The sequence below is a fragment of the Actinophytocola sp. NPDC049390 genome (assembly GCF_044466355.1).
In the GTDB taxonomy this organism is placed as follows: domain Bacteria; phylum Actinomycetota; class Actinomycetes; order Mycobacteriales; family Pseudonocardiaceae; genus Actinophytocola.
In genome coordinates, this window is sequence record NZ_JBITMQ010000002.1 from 628,815 (window position 1) to 642,087 (window position 13,273).

A 13,273-nucleotide genomic window follows, 5' to 3' on the forward strand; every position below is an offset into this window, starting at 1 on the left:
CGGATTCTCACCGCGGCACGCTCCTGGCGTCAGCGGCGATCGGTGAAGCTGGTGGTCATGGCTGTCCCTTCGGCGCGGGCCTTCGGCGGTTCGTCCGGGCAGATACCCGCGGGCGGACTCCGGAAACCCCGGACGAGGTCCCGTCCCACTGGTGAGTGAGCGACCCGCCCGTCACGGCGCTTCGGCGGCGTCTGGTTCAAGACCTGCGACAGCATGGCGCTTGTTATTTCTCGAAAGTGTGATCACCGGTCCATTTCGGATTATTTTGACGGGCCCCGTTCACAACAGACGGTCACAATTCCTGTCAGCATGTCCTTCTGACGGGTTTCGGAAATCCGGACCGTACGATCCCCCTCCGTCGAAGCGGCGATCGCTCGGAAAACTCGGGCGACGACGGTATTCCCGAGGGGTTGTTGCGTGCTGGGACACATCGAACTCGCGGTGTCGACCGTGATGTACGGGATGGGGATCGTCGCGCAGAGCGTCGCCGCCCGGCGGGCCGACCGGCGGGGCGCGGGGCTCGGGCTCCTCGCCCGGCTGGCCACGGACCGGTTGTACCAACTGGGGTTCGCCGGTCAGGTCGGCGGGTTCGTGCTCGCCTTCCTCGCCCGCGCGGAACTGCCGCTGTACCTCGTGCAGGCCGGCTCCTCGTGCGCGGTCGGCATCGCCACCGCGTTCGGGGTGCTGGCGCTGGGCTGGCGGGTCCGGCCCGTGGAGGTCGCGATGCTCGGGGTGCTCGCCGCCGGGCTGGTCCTGCTGGCCACCGCGTCGGTGCCGTCGGTCGCACACGACATCCCCGCGGGTGTCGGATGGGTCCTGCTCGGGTCGCCGCTGCTGGTCGGGCTGGCGGCGGTCCGGGCCTGCCGGACCGACTCGGTCCTCTTCGTGGCGCTGCTGGCCGGTTCGGCGTTCGCGGTGGTCGCGATCAGCGGCCGGTCGCTGGCCGACGAACCGCTGCACCACCTGCCCCTGAACCCGTTGACCTGGCTGATGTTGCTCGCCGCGCTGCTCGGCCAGGCGTGCATGTCCGTGGCGCTGTCGCGGGGGTCGGCCACCTCGACGGTGGCGGCGATGGACGCCGCCACGATGGTGCTCACCTCGGTGGTCGGCATCGCCGCGCTGGGTGACCGGATCGCGCCCGGCAGGCAGTGGTCGGTCGTGCTCGGTCTCGCGCTCGTCGTCGTGGGGGTGCTGGTGCTCGGCTCGACCACACGCGTCGTCCCGGCCGCGGCGCCGCGTCCGGCTCGGGAGTCCGTGTGACCGCCCCGCCGATCGCCAGCGTGTCGCTCGACCTCGACAACCTCTGGGCCTACCTCAAGACCCACGGTGACGCGGAATGGGAGCGGATGCCGAGCTTCCTGCCCACCGCCGTGCCCCGGCTGCTCGACCTCTTCGGAGAGCACGGCATCACCGGCACGGTGTTCGCCGTCGGTGCGGACGTCGAACGCGAGGACGGCGCGAAGGCGGTCGCCGCGTTCGCCGCGAGCGGCCACGAGGTCGCGAACCATTCCTACCGCCACGAGCCGTGGCTGCACCGGTACTCCCGCACCCGGCTCGAGGAGGAGCTCACGCGGACCGAGGACGCGATCGTCGCCGCGGGCGCGCCACGACCGGTCGGGTTCCGAGGGCCCGGGTTCAGCGTCTCCCCCGTGCTGGTCGAGGTGCTCGCCGAACGCGGCTACGCCTACGACGCGAGCACGCTGCCCACCTGGACCGGCCCCCTCGCGCGGGCCGTCCACAACCGCACCGCGCCGCCGGGGGACGCGCGTCGCGACGAACTGTTCGGCGGGTTCTCCCGGGTGTTCGCCCCCAACTCCGGCTACCGCTGGCGGACCGCGTCCCGTGCGGGGCTGGTCGAGCTGCCGGTGACCACGATGCCGCTGCTCCGCGTCCCGATCCACGGGGCGTACGTGTTGCTGCTGCACCAGGTCTCGCCCTGGCTGGCGCGCCGCTACTTCGCCACCGCCCTGCGGATGTGCCGGGCGCTGGGCGTGTCCCCGTCGCTGCTGGTGCACCCGACCGACGTGCTGGGTGCCGCCGAGGCGCCGGGCATGGAGTTCTTCCCCGGCATGGGCGTGCCGGCGGCGCGGAAGGTCGCGCTGCTGAGCTGGATGCTGACCACCGTGCGCGCGGACTTCACCGTCGTGGGCACCGGAGAGCACGTCAGGCGCGGCCACCCGCGCCGTGCGCGCCACGTCCGCGCCCTGGACCGCGGCAGATGACCGGCTGGGAGACCCGGGTCCTGCGCGTGCTCGCCTGCGCGACCGTCGCCCTCGCGCCCGTCGAGGGCTATGTGTCCGCGGTGCACGGTCAGCTCGCGAAACTGCCGCCCGCGGCGTTGATCGTGGTCTGGGCGGCGGTGCGCCTGCGGCGGCGGGAGATGCCGCGGCCACATCCGGTCCACGCGGTGCTCGCCGCGTTCACGGTGCTGGTGCTGGCCTCCGCCGCGGTACACGCGGGCGGGCCGTTCACCGCCGAGTACACGGTGCGGTGGCTGCCCTTCCTCGCGGTGGCGGTGGTCCTGATCGACGTGGCGGCCACGGACGTGCCGGTCAGGACGCTCCTCGCCGCCGCGGTCACCGGTGCCACCGTGGCGGGCGCGGGGGCGCTGTACAGCCTGGTCGTGGCCGACGCGGCACGCGCGACCGGGCCGCTCGCCGACCCGAACGACCTCGCTTTCGTCCTGGTGACCGCGGTGCCGCTGCTGGCCGCCGTGCTGCCCGCCGATCCGGCACCGCGCCACGTCCTCGCGGTCACGGCCGCGGCCACCGTGCTCGTCGCCGGAGCGGCGGCCACGTTCTCCCGCGGCGGCGCGCTCGCGCTCGCCGCGGGGGTCGGCTGGCTGGCGGCGCGCCGCGTGCTGTCCCCGAAGGTGGTCGTGGGCGCGGCCGTCGCGACGCTGGCCGCGGCGGGTGCCGTCGCGACGTTCGCCGGCCCACACCTGGCGCGTTCGTTGCGGGAGAAGAGCTTCATCGCCGAATCCAATGTGGACACCCGGGAGCTGCGGTGGCGGGCCGCGGCGCGCATGTTCGCGGAGAACCCGGTGCTGGGGGTCGGCCCGGGCGGGTTCCGCGCCGAGTACGCCGCGGCGTCGCACAACGCGGAGATCGCCGAGCAGACTCCCGTGGCGCACAACATGTTCCTCGAGGTGGCGGCCGAACTGGGCCTGCCCGCGTTCTGCCTGTTCCTGGCGCTGATCGCCACGGCGATGGTGGCGAGCGAACGCGTGCTGCGGTCCACACGGGACCGCGGGCCGATGGTGGCGGTGCAGGCGAGCATGGTCGCCGTCGTGGTCGGGGCGGTTTTCCTGTCCGAGCAGTACTACCTGCCGTTGTGGCTGCTGGTCGCCGTCGCGGTCGCGGCCGCGCTGCGTACTCGTCGAGAAAGGAGGAGCGGCGATGCGGGTGCTCCACGTGATCAGTGAGATGGGCAGCGGCGGCGCCGAGACGCTCGTCGCGGGCATGGTCCTGGCGAGCGGCGCCGTCGGGTGGGAGTCGGGGGTGGCAAGCGGTGGCGGGCACCGCGCCGACGCGCTGCGGGCACGCGGGGTGCCCACGTTCACCGTGCCGGTGGCGCGGCGCACGGCCACCGGCGTTTTGCGTGCCGCCGCGGCGACACGGGCCGCGGTCCGGCGGTTCGAGCCGGACGTCGTGCTGGCGCACAACGTCTCCGCGACCCTCGTGGCCCGGCTGGCGGTCGCGCCGGGCCGCGCGCTGCCGGTGGTGACGGTGTGCCACGGGCTCGCCGACGCGGACTACCGCGGCGCCGCGCGGATCCTCCGGCACACCGCGCGGACCGTGGTCGCGGTCGCCGACGCGACGGCGGACCGGTTGCGCGACGCCGGGTTCGAAGACCCCGTGGTGATCCCCAATGCGGTCTTCCCCCAGCCGCCGACGATCCCCCGTGTCGTGGTCCGCTCCGCCCTCGGTGTGGCCCCGCACGTGCCGGTGGCGTTGTGCGTGGCCCGCATGGAACCGCAGAAGCGGCACGACGTGCTGCTCGACGCCTGGGCGAAACTCCCCGGCGACGCGGTCCTGCTGCTGGCCGGCGACGGCAGCCTCCGTACCGGGCTGACACACCGCTGTGCGGAGTTGGGCCTCACCGACCGGGTCCGCTTCCTCGGCACCCGCGCCGACGTGCCCGACCTGCTGGCCGCCGCCGACGTCACCGTGCTCACCAGTGACTGGGAGGGCATGCCGATCGCCGTGCTGGAGTCGATGGCGGCGGGCCGCCCGGTGGTCGCCACCGACGTGTCCGGAGTCCGCGCGGTCCTGGCCGATGGCGGACTCGTCGTCCCACCCCGCGATCCCGCGGCGACCGCGGACGCGCTCGGGGCGCTGCTGTTCGACCCGCCCGCCCGCACCACCGCCGCCGCGGCGGGACTCGCGGCGATCCGCCTGCGACACGACCCGCACACGTTCATGAGGTCCTACGACGAGTTGCTGCGGGCCTCGATCGGAGGAAGCCGACGGTGAAGACCACCACCAGGAAGAAGCGCCCGGCGAACCGGACCGCCGTGCGCGCACCCGCGCGGGTGGCCGTGAAGAAGACCCCCACCACCACCCCGAAACCAGCGCCCACCCCGGCCATGCGCCGCACCGTCCACAGTGTCCTGTCGCACGCGCGGCGGCCCGTCGTGGCCGGGTTGCTGGCGGCGGTGCTCGTCGGCCTGCTCGTCCTGCTCGTGACCCTGCTGCGCGGTGACCGGTACGAGGCCAGGATCGGGCTCCTCGCCGAGGCGGCCGTGCCGGACACCGCGACCGTGCCGCAGTACGGCGAGGTCGTCTCCCTCACCCTGCCCGCACTCGTCGAACTGGCACGCAGCCCGTCGGTGGTCCAGGCCGCCGCCACGACCACCGGTCTCGCGCCCACCGACCTCGCCGACGGCGTGTCGGTGGAGCTGGTGCCCGCCTCGGGGCTGGCGCGGCTGGCGGTCGTCGCGCCGTCCGCCGAGCAGTCGGGCGCCGCGGTCATCGCGATCGCCCGCGCCATGATCGACGCCGACCTGCTGGCCCCGGCCGGTGCGCTCCGGCTGCTCGACGCGCGACCCGACGTCGTCCAGGTCGCCCCGGACCGGCCGCTGGGCATCGGGCTGGCGCTGGCCGCCGCCGCGGTGGCGGGCGTGTCGACCGGTGCGCTGCGCGGACTGTACGGCGGACGCCCTGGCAGGGCCGCGGTGCGCACGGCGCTGGCCGGTGCCGGGATCCGGCAACCCGTCGCCACACTGAACGCGGACGATCCGGATCTGGCCGGGCGGTTGCGCACGCTCTGCGAGGCGGCCGGCCGACCCGTCCGGGTGGTACCGGTGGCACCGGACCTCGCGGCGCGTGCCGACGCGCTGGCCGAACAGCTGCCCGGCGCCGCCGAACCGGCGGCTGGAGGCGCGGTCGTCACCGCCGTTGTCATCGTGGCTCGCGCGGGTCGCCGCCAGGACGACCTGGCGGCCGTGGCCGGTGTGCTGCCCGGTGACGTCGCCGTGGTCGCGGTGGTCCTGGCATGACCGCCAGGTTCCGGGTCGTCACCGCGCTCGCCGTCGTGGTCGGCGTGTTCGGCGCGTGGTGGGCGCTGCGGCCGTCCTGGCAGGTGCCGCTGCCCACGACGGCGAACCGGCCCGAGGTGCGGATGCAGGACTTCCGCGACGCGCTCTACTACCCGCTCCGCGAGTTCCTGGCCGGTGGCAACCCCTACGACCCGGCCGCCATGTTCGTGCACTGGCCGGTGCGGCAGAGCTTCAACCTCTACCAGCCCTACCACCTCGCGCTGCACCTGCCGTTCGCGCTGCCGGGCTACCGCGTCGGGGCGGTCGCCTTCGCCGTGGTCTCGTTGCTGCTGCTGGTGGTGCTCGCCGGGATGGCGGCGAGCCGGTTCCGGTCGGCGGTGCCACTGGCACTCGGCACCGCGGCGCTGGCCGCCCTGCTGGTCCTGAGCCAGGTGGGCAAGGCGCAGCTCTACCTCGGCCAGGTGAACCCGCTGATCGCGGTCGGCGCGGCGGGCGCGCTGCTGACCAGGGCAAGCCATCCGCGCCTCGCGGCGGTGGCGCTCGCGGTGGCCTGGCTCAAACCGCAGTTCGGTCTGCCACTCGCGATCCTGTTGTTCGCCCGCGGTTCCCGCGGGGTCGCGTTGACCGGCACGGCCGTCGCGGGGGTCGCGAGCCTGCCGGTCGTCGGGCTGCTGGTCGTGCGGGGCGGCGGCATCGGCCCGTTCCTCGACGCGATCGCCGCGAACATCGCGCACGCCACCGGGACCGACTACGGCGCGGTCGACTCCCCCACCGGGCAGCGCGTCGACCTCGCCGCCGTGCTCTACCGGCTCACCGACTGGCTCGCGCCCGGCGCGGAATCCCTTGCCCTGGTGGGGGTGCTGGCGGTGAGCGTGCTGCTGGTGCGGCGGCTCGACCGGCTCGGGGACCCGGACGCCACCGCGGTCGCCGACCTGCTGACCTGCCTCGCCGTGGTCGTCGCCGTGGTGCACCAGCCGGGTGACGTGCTGTTCGCCGTGCCCGCCGCGACGCTGGCGGCGGCGGTGTGGTGGCGGCGCCGGCGCGACCACCGCTGGCCGTTGGTCGGCGTCGCGGTCGCGGCGCTCGCCGTTCCGTTCGCGCACCTGCACGTCGTCGACTCGGCGGTGCGCTCGGTGTTCTCCGCGCGGGCGTCGGTCACCCTCGACGGGGTGGCCGTCGTGGCGGCGTGGCTCGTCCTGGTCGTGTTCGCCGCCGCCACCACCAGGGTGGCCCGGCCCGAGGCCGTCGGACGGGCCGGGTGAGCACCGGCATCGGCAGCCGCGCGGTCCGCGGCACGCTGTGGCTCGGACTGGTCAACGTGGTGAGCAAGGGCAGCCAGGTGGTCGTCACCCTGGTGCTGGCGGCCACCCTCACCGAGGGCGGGCTCGGCGCCGTGGCCCTCGCCGTCGCGGTCGTCAACATCGGCCAGGTCATCCAGGCGATGGGCGTGTACGACGTCATCGGCCGCACCACGCGCGACCCGGACCGGCTGGCGGGCACCGTGCTGACGGTGAGCGTGGCCACCGGGGTCGTGCTCGCCGCGGTGCTCGTGGCGGCGGCCACGCCGGTCGCGGCCCTGCTCGGCGCTCCGGACGCGGCGCCGCTCGTGCGGCTCGCGGCGCTCAGCCTGCCGTTCACCGCGGCGGGCGGTGTGCAGATGGCCGTGCTGCACCGTCGACTCGACTTCCGCCGCAGGCTGCTGCCCGACGCGGGGAGCGCGGTGCTCGGCGCGGCCGTCACGATCGTGCTCGCCGCGGCCGGTACCGGGCCCGTCGCGCTGGTGGTCGGTCTGCTGTGCACGGCGGTCGCGCAGCCGCTCCTCGGCACGGTGGTCGGCGTGCCGCCCCGCCTGGTCTGGGACGCGGGCGCCGCCCGTGAGGCCCTGGGCTGGATCGCCGTCGTCGGCCCGGCCGCGCTGGTCGCGGTCCTGCTGATCAACGTGGACTACCTCGCGATCGGGCACGTGCTCGGGCCCGCCGCGGTCGGCGTGTACTCGCTGGCGTTCCGGATCGCCTGGGTGCCCTACATCCTGGTGGCGGTCGTGCTCGCCGGGGTCGCGTTCCCCGTGTACGCCAAGCTGCTGCGGGCCGGGGACCGTGCGGCGCTGCCCGCGGCCACCGCCCGGTTCACCCGCGCGACACTGGCCGTCACCGGCGGTCTGTACCTGGTCGTCGCGCTGCTGGCCGACCGGGTGGTGCTGCTCGGCGCACGGTGGGCGCCCGCCGCGCCGGTCCTGGTCCTGTTGTGCGCCTACGGACTCGCCATCAGCCTGCTGCAGACCTGGTACCAGGTGGTCAAGGCCGCGGGGCACGCGCGGCGCTACCTGCTGCTGGAGGTCACGCACCTGGCCCTGCTGGGTGCGTCGCTCGTGCTCGTCACGCGGCACGGCATGGTGTCCGTCGCCGTCGCGCAGGTCGCCGTGGCATGGGTGCTGGTCGTGGTCGCCTGGTGGGTGCTGACCCGGCTCACGCTCACCTTCCCGATCGCCGAGCTGGCCGGGATGACCACCGCGGTGCTCGTGGCCGCGGTGCCGTGCGTGGCGGTCGCGGTCCTCGCCCGCCTGCTGTTCCGGCCACCGGACACGGTGGCGGGGGTGCTGACCGAGGCGCTGGTGCTGGCGGCGGCCTACGCGGGCGGCTCGCTGTGCACCCACCGCGCCGCGGTCCGCGAACTCCGAGGCGGTGCCCGGTGAAGGTCGTGCACGTGACCCAGCCAGTGACCGCCGGGGTGGCGAAGGTGGTGCTCCAACTCGCCACCGGGCAGCGCGACCGCGGCTGGTCGGTCAGCGTCGTGTGCCCGGCGGGCTGGCTCGCCGACCAGGCCCGCGAGTCCGGGATCGACGTCAACCCGTGGCAGGCGACGCGCGGTCCGGGACCGGCCTCGATGGGCGAGGTGACCCGGCTGCGCGGGCTCCTCGCCCGGCTCGCGCCCGACGTCGTGCACCTGCACAGCTCCAAGGCTGGCCTCGCGGGCCGGCTCGCCCTGCGCGGCGACCGGCCGACGATCTTCCAGCCACACCTGTGGTCGTTCCAGTCGGCGCCCGGCCCGCTGCGGGACGCGGCCGCGGCGTGGGAACGGTTCGCGGCGCGGTGGACCCACCAGCTCGTGTGCGTCAGCGACGACGAACTGGCCGCGGGCCGGGCCGTCGGCGTCACCACGGCCGCCGAGGTGGTCTGCAACGGCGTGGACACCGACCGCCTGCGACCGGTGGACCGGTCGGCCGCCCGTCGCGGGCTCGGCCTCGCCGAGCACGCGCCCACCGCGGTGTGCGTCGGCAGGCTGGCCGCTCAGAAGGGGCAGGACCAGCTGTTGTCCGCGTGGCCCGCCGTCCTGGCCGAGGTGCCGGCGGCCCGGCTCGTGCTGGTCGGCGACGGTCCGCTCGCCGACCGCTGGCGGACCACGCACCCGGTCGCCGCGCTCGCGTCCGTGCGGTGGTGGGGGCACAGCGACGCCGTCGCCGAGCACTACGCGGCCGCGGACGTGGTGGTGCTGCCGTCCCGGGCGGAGGGGATGGCCCTGGTGCCGCTCGAAGCGATGGCGTGTGCCCGCCCGGTGGTGGCCTTCGACGTCGGCGGTGTGCGGCAGAGCGTCGGCGGCGCGGGCGCCGTCGTGCCCGCAGGCGACGGGGCGGCGCTCGCCCGCGCGATCGCCGCCCGGCTGGCCGACCCCGCGCTCGCCGCCCGCGAGGGGCTGCTGGGCCGCCGCCGTGTCGAGGACCTGTTCGGCAGCGACCGCGTGCACGAGCGGATCGCCACGCTCGTCGAGAAACTCGCCGACCCGGAGGTGGCACGATGACCCACCGCATGCGCGTCGCGTACGTGCTGACACAGGACCGCGGCGGCCCGGTCGACGCCACGGTCACGCTCGCCGCGGCGGTGCTCGCGACCGGCGACGTCGACGTGCGGGTGTTCGGCCCGTTGCCGAGCCGGGGCGCCGCACCGATCGCGGCGCACCACACGCCGGTTCTGGTGGCACGCAAGGGAGACCTCCGCGCGGCACGGGCGGCGCGCGCCGCGGTGCGCACGTGGCGGCCGGACGTGGTGCACGCCCAGGACCGGCGGGCGGGGCTGGTGAGCGCGCGGCTCCGCGGGGGCTGCCCGGTGGTGCACACGTATCACGGCGTGCCGGACGACCTGACCGAGCCGTGGTTCCGCGGTTCCCCTGACGCACCGGGGCCGTCCACGTACTCCAGGGCCGTCCTCGCCGCGGACGCGCTGCTGGCCAGGACCGTCACGCGGACCGTCGTGCCCAGCCAGGCGATGGGCGAGTTCCTGTCCCGGCGCCTCCGGGTGCCCGCGGACCGGCTGGCGCACATCGACAACGCCGTCCACCTGCCCGACGTGCGGCCGCCCGCCGGGTCGGTGCGCAGGCTGCTGTTCGCCGGTCTTCTGGTGGCGCGCAAGGGATTGCTGCACCTGCTCGACGCGCTGGCCGTGCCCGGTGTCATGCCACCGGACGCGATGCTCACCGTGGCCGGCGACGGCCCGCAGCGGGACGAGGCGGAACGGTCGGCGCGCCGTCCGGAGCTGGCCGGCCGGGTGCGGTTCCTCGGGTTCCGCACCGACGTACCCGCTCTGCTGCGCGAACACGACGCCCTCGTGCTGCCGTCCACAATGGAGCAACAACCGCTCGTCGTGGCCCAGGCCATGGCCGCGGGCAAACCGGTGGTGGCCACCGACACCGGCGGCGTGGCCGACATGCTGCACGTGCCGGGCACGGTCAGCAGGCTCGCCCGGCCCGGCGACGTGGCCGGGCTCGCGGCACGGCTGCGTGAGCTGTTCGCCGACCCGGACCCCGCCCGCACCGGCGGCCTGCTCGCCGCCCGCGCGCGGGAACGGTTCGCGCCGGAGACGGCCGCGCGCCACCACCTCCGGCTGTACCGGGAGCTGCTCAGCCGGCAGGCTTGACCAGCACCGCGCCGTCCGCGGCGGCGAGGTCCAGTGTGGACACCGGGTTGCCGTCGGGGTCGACCAGACCGGCGGGCGGGGTCACCGTCACCGCGGCGGCGGTCGGGTTGACCGCGACCCAGCCGCCGGTGAAGCGGCGGGTCCAGACACCGGACGGGTGCCGGTTCGCCGTCTCGACGGCCTGCCCGAGTCCCGAGTCCTGCAGCTTCGACCACTCGGGGTCCAGGTAGGTCGACGTGGTGGCCTGGGTCCAGCAGGTGTACGGGCCCGCCAGCATGGCCGCGCTCGCGTAACCCGCACGCTCCTCGCGAGCGCCCCGCGTGCGGGTGAGCAGCAGCAGCCAGGACTCGCCGAGCGCCGCCTGTGCCCGCAGTTCCTTCCACTCGTTGCCCTGGAACGTCAGCAGCTCACCCGTGCCGCCGTCGTCACGGAAGCCGAAGTTCTCCTCCATCGCCCCGCTGAACCGGGAGTGCGCCGTCCACCGGCCGGGGATCAGGCGCGTCTCCGACACGTTGGGCACGAACATCTTCCCGGCCTTCGCCAGCGAGTCGCCGGCCATCGTCAGGAACGCGTCGAGACCGTCACGCAACCGCCGGTCGGTCTCGTGGGCGTTCGCGGTGCCGGCCAGGACCGCGGCCGAGTAGTGGCTGAGCGAGTTGAAGTCGTTGTCCGCGAGGACCCCGTCCCATCCCTCCCTGGTGACCTCCGCCGTCACCGCGGCGGTCCACGCCTTCTGGTAGGCGTTGTCCCACACCGTCATCTGCCAGTGCTTCGGGTAGCCGCGCCACTCGATGCGCTTGCCCGCGGTGTCGAGCGCGAACCAGTCCGGATGCCCGTTCTGCGCGGCGAAGTACCCGATCCCGCTCGGCAACCACGTGGCGTCGATGTCGCCGTCGACGGCGCCGGGGTAGTTGCGGGTGCTGGACAGGTCCTTGTACACCAGTACCTTGATCTTCGGGTTCAGCTCGTGCAGCTTGCGCATGGCGGCGGTCTCGGTGGCGTTGAGCACCACCACGTCGTAGCGCTTGGCCGCGAGCTCCAGCTCGGCGGTCGTCGGCGGCTCACCGATGCCGTACCACCACGCACACGGCGCGAGCGGTTTCGGCGGCGGCGCGTTGGGGTTCGTCGCCCAGCCCGGCGCGCACGACGCCACGAGAACCAGCGCGGCGATGCCGAGGCGAAAACCCCGCGACCGCCGGTTCAACGGTTTCGTCGGCACACCAGTTCACCCACCGTCAACAGCACGATCTTCATATCCAACCACAGGGACCAGTTCGCGATGTAGTAATTGTCGTACCGGGCGCGTTCGGCGATCGACGTGTCGCCGCGGAGCCCGTGCACCTGCGCGAGGCCGGTCAATCCGGTCGGCACCCGGTGCCGCGCCCAGTACAGGTCGTGAATCGCGGAGAACTCACGCACGAAAACGGGCCGCTCGGGTCGTGGACCCACAATGGACATGTCACCGCGAAGAATGTTCCACAACTGCGGCAGTTCGTCCAATGATGTGCGCCGCAGGAACCGGCCGACCGGGCCGACCCTCGGGTCGCCGGCGACCGACCACCGGCGCTGCGAGTCGTCGACCTCGCCGATGCGGACGCTGCGGATCTTGTAGAGCAGGAAGGTGCGGTCGTCCATGCCCACCCGCACCTGCCGGAAGATGACCGGGCGGCCGCTCTCCAGCAGCACCGCGAGCGCGCACAGCGCGATCACCGGGAGCAACACGACGAGCGCCGCCGCGGCGAGCACCACGTCGAGCACGCGCTTCACCCACCAGCTCGGCCTGCTCGTCGGCGCGGACTTCAGCCGCACCAGCGGGTAGCTGCGGAGCCGTTCGATGTCGGGCCCGTCGTCGTGCAGCTCGAACATCCTGGGGACGACGAGGGTGGTGCAGCCGAGCCGGTGCGCGGCGATCGCGGCGTCGACCACCGGCGAGTCCCGTGCGTGGGAGAAGGCGAGCACGACGGTGCCGACCCGCAGCCGGGTGATCGCCGCCGTCAGGTCCTCGTCGAGCAGTTCGACCGGCAGGGAGGCGGGGTCGGGCTGTGGTTCCGAGTCGACGAAGCCCACCGGCCACAGCCCGAACTCGGGGTGGCGCAGCATGGTCCCGACGAGATCGACGCCGACCTTGCCCGCGCCCACCACGATCGTCCGGTCGCAGCGACCCAGCCTGCGCCGGCAACAGCGCCCGAACGCGAAGACACCGAGCCGGGCCGGTTCGCCGACGACGGCGAACACGAGCACCGCGTACTGCACGGCCCTGGTGGTCGCCGGGTCCTGCCCGGTGGCCAGCGCGAGGCACGTGAGCAGCGCGAACCCCGTCATCGTGGAGACGACCGAGCGCGGCAGGTCGTGCAGCCACGACAACCACAGCCGCTTGCGGTAGAGCCTGCTGCCCGCCCGGACGCCGAGCAGCGTGGCCCCGAGGACCAGGGTCGCGCCCATGTGCGGCGCGACGGTCGTGGCGGCGGCGGCCAGCGCCAGCAGGTCCACGGCGACCAGCAGCACCGCGACGGCGTTCACCCGGCTCAGCACCTCGGCGACCAGCGCCCGGCGCGCCAACCCGTGCCGGTCCGGCCGGCGCTTCGCCGTCGCGGCGCCGGCCACCCACAACTCACTCAGCACGGTTCACCCTTTCGGGTCGCGCTCGGCGCGGCCACGCACCTGACACCGGAGACACCCGATCGAGTACACCCGAAAGAGAACTTCGGTAGCCGTTCCTGAACTTCTCCGAGAAATCGGATGCCGAACAATCTCTCCGAGGCCATGTTATAACTCCCTAGGGCGAATTCGTTGGGGTTCTGGTCAGCCTTTCGACGCCGCCCCTGACCGATTTTGGCGGAACCGCCGCGAAAACGTCGAGGTGACA

11 protein-coding genes are annotated in these 13,273 nt (G+C 74.1%); 9 read left to right on the top strand and 2 right to left on the bottom strand.

The features are described from left to right. Positions 1-417 precede the first annotated feature (417 nt). The 9 genes from ACIBVP_RS09075 to ACIBVP_RS09115 are packed head-to-tail and all read left to right on the top strand — an operon-like array spanning position 418 to position 10,407. Positions 418-1,260: a hypothetical protein gene (locus ACIBVP_RS09075; protein WP_396105495.1), complete on the top strand. Its 843-nt coding sequence runs from the start codon at positions 418-420 to the stop codon at positions 1,258-1,260. Continuing rightward, a complete protein-coding gene (locus ACIBVP_RS09080; RefSeq protein ID WP_396105496.1) occupies positions 1,257-2,222 on the top strand; it encodes a polysaccharide deacetylase family protein in 966 nt (321 codons plus the stop codon). Before ACIBVP_RS09075 ends, ACIBVP_RS09080 begins: the two co-directional genes overlap by 4 nt. Beyond that, positions 2,219-3,424 carry an O-antigen ligase family protein gene (locus ACIBVP_RS09085; RefSeq protein ID WP_396105497.1) on the top strand — a complete coding sequence of 402 codons (1,206 nt, stop codon included), beginning with the start codon at positions 2,219-2,221 and terminating at the stop codon, positions 3,422-3,424. The genes ACIBVP_RS09080 and ACIBVP_RS09085 overlap by 4 nt, the downstream gene beginning before the upstream one ends. Then, positions 3,399-4,475: a glycosyltransferase gene (locus tag ACIBVP_RS09090; protein WP_396105498.1), complete on the top strand. Its 1,077-nt coding sequence runs from the start codon at positions 3,399-3,401 to the stop codon at positions 4,473-4,475. Before ACIBVP_RS09085 ends, ACIBVP_RS09090 begins: the two co-directional genes overlap by 26 nt. Continuing rightward, positions 4,472-5,500, top strand: a complete 1,029-nt coding sequence (locus ACIBVP_RS09095; RefSeq protein WP_396105499.1) for a hypothetical protein — start codon at positions 4,472-4,474, stop codon at positions 5,498-5,500. The genes ACIBVP_RS09090 and ACIBVP_RS09095 overlap by 4 nt, the downstream gene beginning before the upstream one ends. Continuing rightward, on the top strand, positions 5,497-6,762 hold the full coding sequence (locus ACIBVP_RS09100) for a glycosyltransferase family 87 protein (protein ID WP_396105500.1): 1,266 nt from the start codon (positions 5,497-5,499) through the stop codon (positions 6,760-6,762). The genes ACIBVP_RS09095 and ACIBVP_RS09100 overlap by 4 nt, the downstream gene beginning before the upstream one ends. Beyond that, complete coding sequence (locus tag ACIBVP_RS09105; protein WP_396105501.1) at positions 6,759-8,192, top strand: oligosaccharide flippase family protein; 1,434 nt, start codon at positions 6,759-6,761, stop codon at positions 8,190-8,192. Before ACIBVP_RS09100 ends, ACIBVP_RS09105 begins: the two co-directional genes overlap by 4 nt. 11 nt (positions 8,193-8,203) lie before the next feature. Continuing rightward, positions 8,204-9,295 carry a glycosyltransferase gene (locus ACIBVP_RS09110; RefSeq protein WP_396105502.1) on the top strand — a complete coding sequence of 364 codons (1,092 nt, stop codon included), beginning with the start codon at positions 8,204-8,206 and terminating at the stop codon, positions 9,293-9,295. After that, positions 9,292-10,407, top strand: coding sequence for a glycosyltransferase family 4 protein (locus tag ACIBVP_RS09115; protein ID WP_396105503.1), 1,116 nt, complete (start codon positions 9,292-9,294; stop codon positions 10,405-10,407). Before ACIBVP_RS09110 ends, ACIBVP_RS09115 begins: the two co-directional genes overlap by 4 nt. Here ACIBVP_RS09115 and ACIBVP_RS09120 read toward each other — a convergent pair. Together ACIBVP_RS09120 and ACIBVP_RS09125 are read right to left on the bottom strand one after the other, a co-directional pair. Further along, positions 10,391-11,626, bottom strand: a complete 1,236-nt coding sequence (locus ACIBVP_RS09120; protein WP_396105504.1) for a putative glycoside hydrolase family 15 protein — start codon at positions 11,624-11,626, stop codon at positions 10,391-10,393. The genes ACIBVP_RS09115 and ACIBVP_RS09120 overlap by 17 nt on opposite strands. After that, entirely contained in the window at positions 11,608-13,029 is a 1,422-nt protein-coding gene (locus tag ACIBVP_RS09125; RefSeq protein ID WP_396105505.1) for a sugar transferase, read from the bottom strand. Before ACIBVP_RS09125 ends, ACIBVP_RS09120 begins: the two co-directional genes overlap by 19 nt. Positions 13,030-13,273 lie beyond the last annotated feature (244 nt).

Coding starts and splice junctions, on each gene's coding strand:
- ACIBVP_RS09085 (WP_396105497.1), top strand. CDS start 2,219: ATGACCGGCTGGGAGACCCGGGTCCTGCGCGTGCTCGCCTGCGCGACC.
- ACIBVP_RS09090 (WP_396105498.1), top strand. CDS start 3,399: ATGCGGGTGCTCCACGTGATCAGTGAGATGGGCAGCGGCGGCGCCGAG.
- ACIBVP_RS09100 (WP_396105500.1), top strand. CDS start 5,497: ATGACCGCCAGGTTCCGGGTCGTCACCGCGCTCGCCGTCGTGGTCGGC.
- ACIBVP_RS09115 (WP_396105503.1), top strand. CDS start 9,292: ATGACCCACCGCATGCGCGTCGCGTACGTGCTGACACAGGACCGCGGC.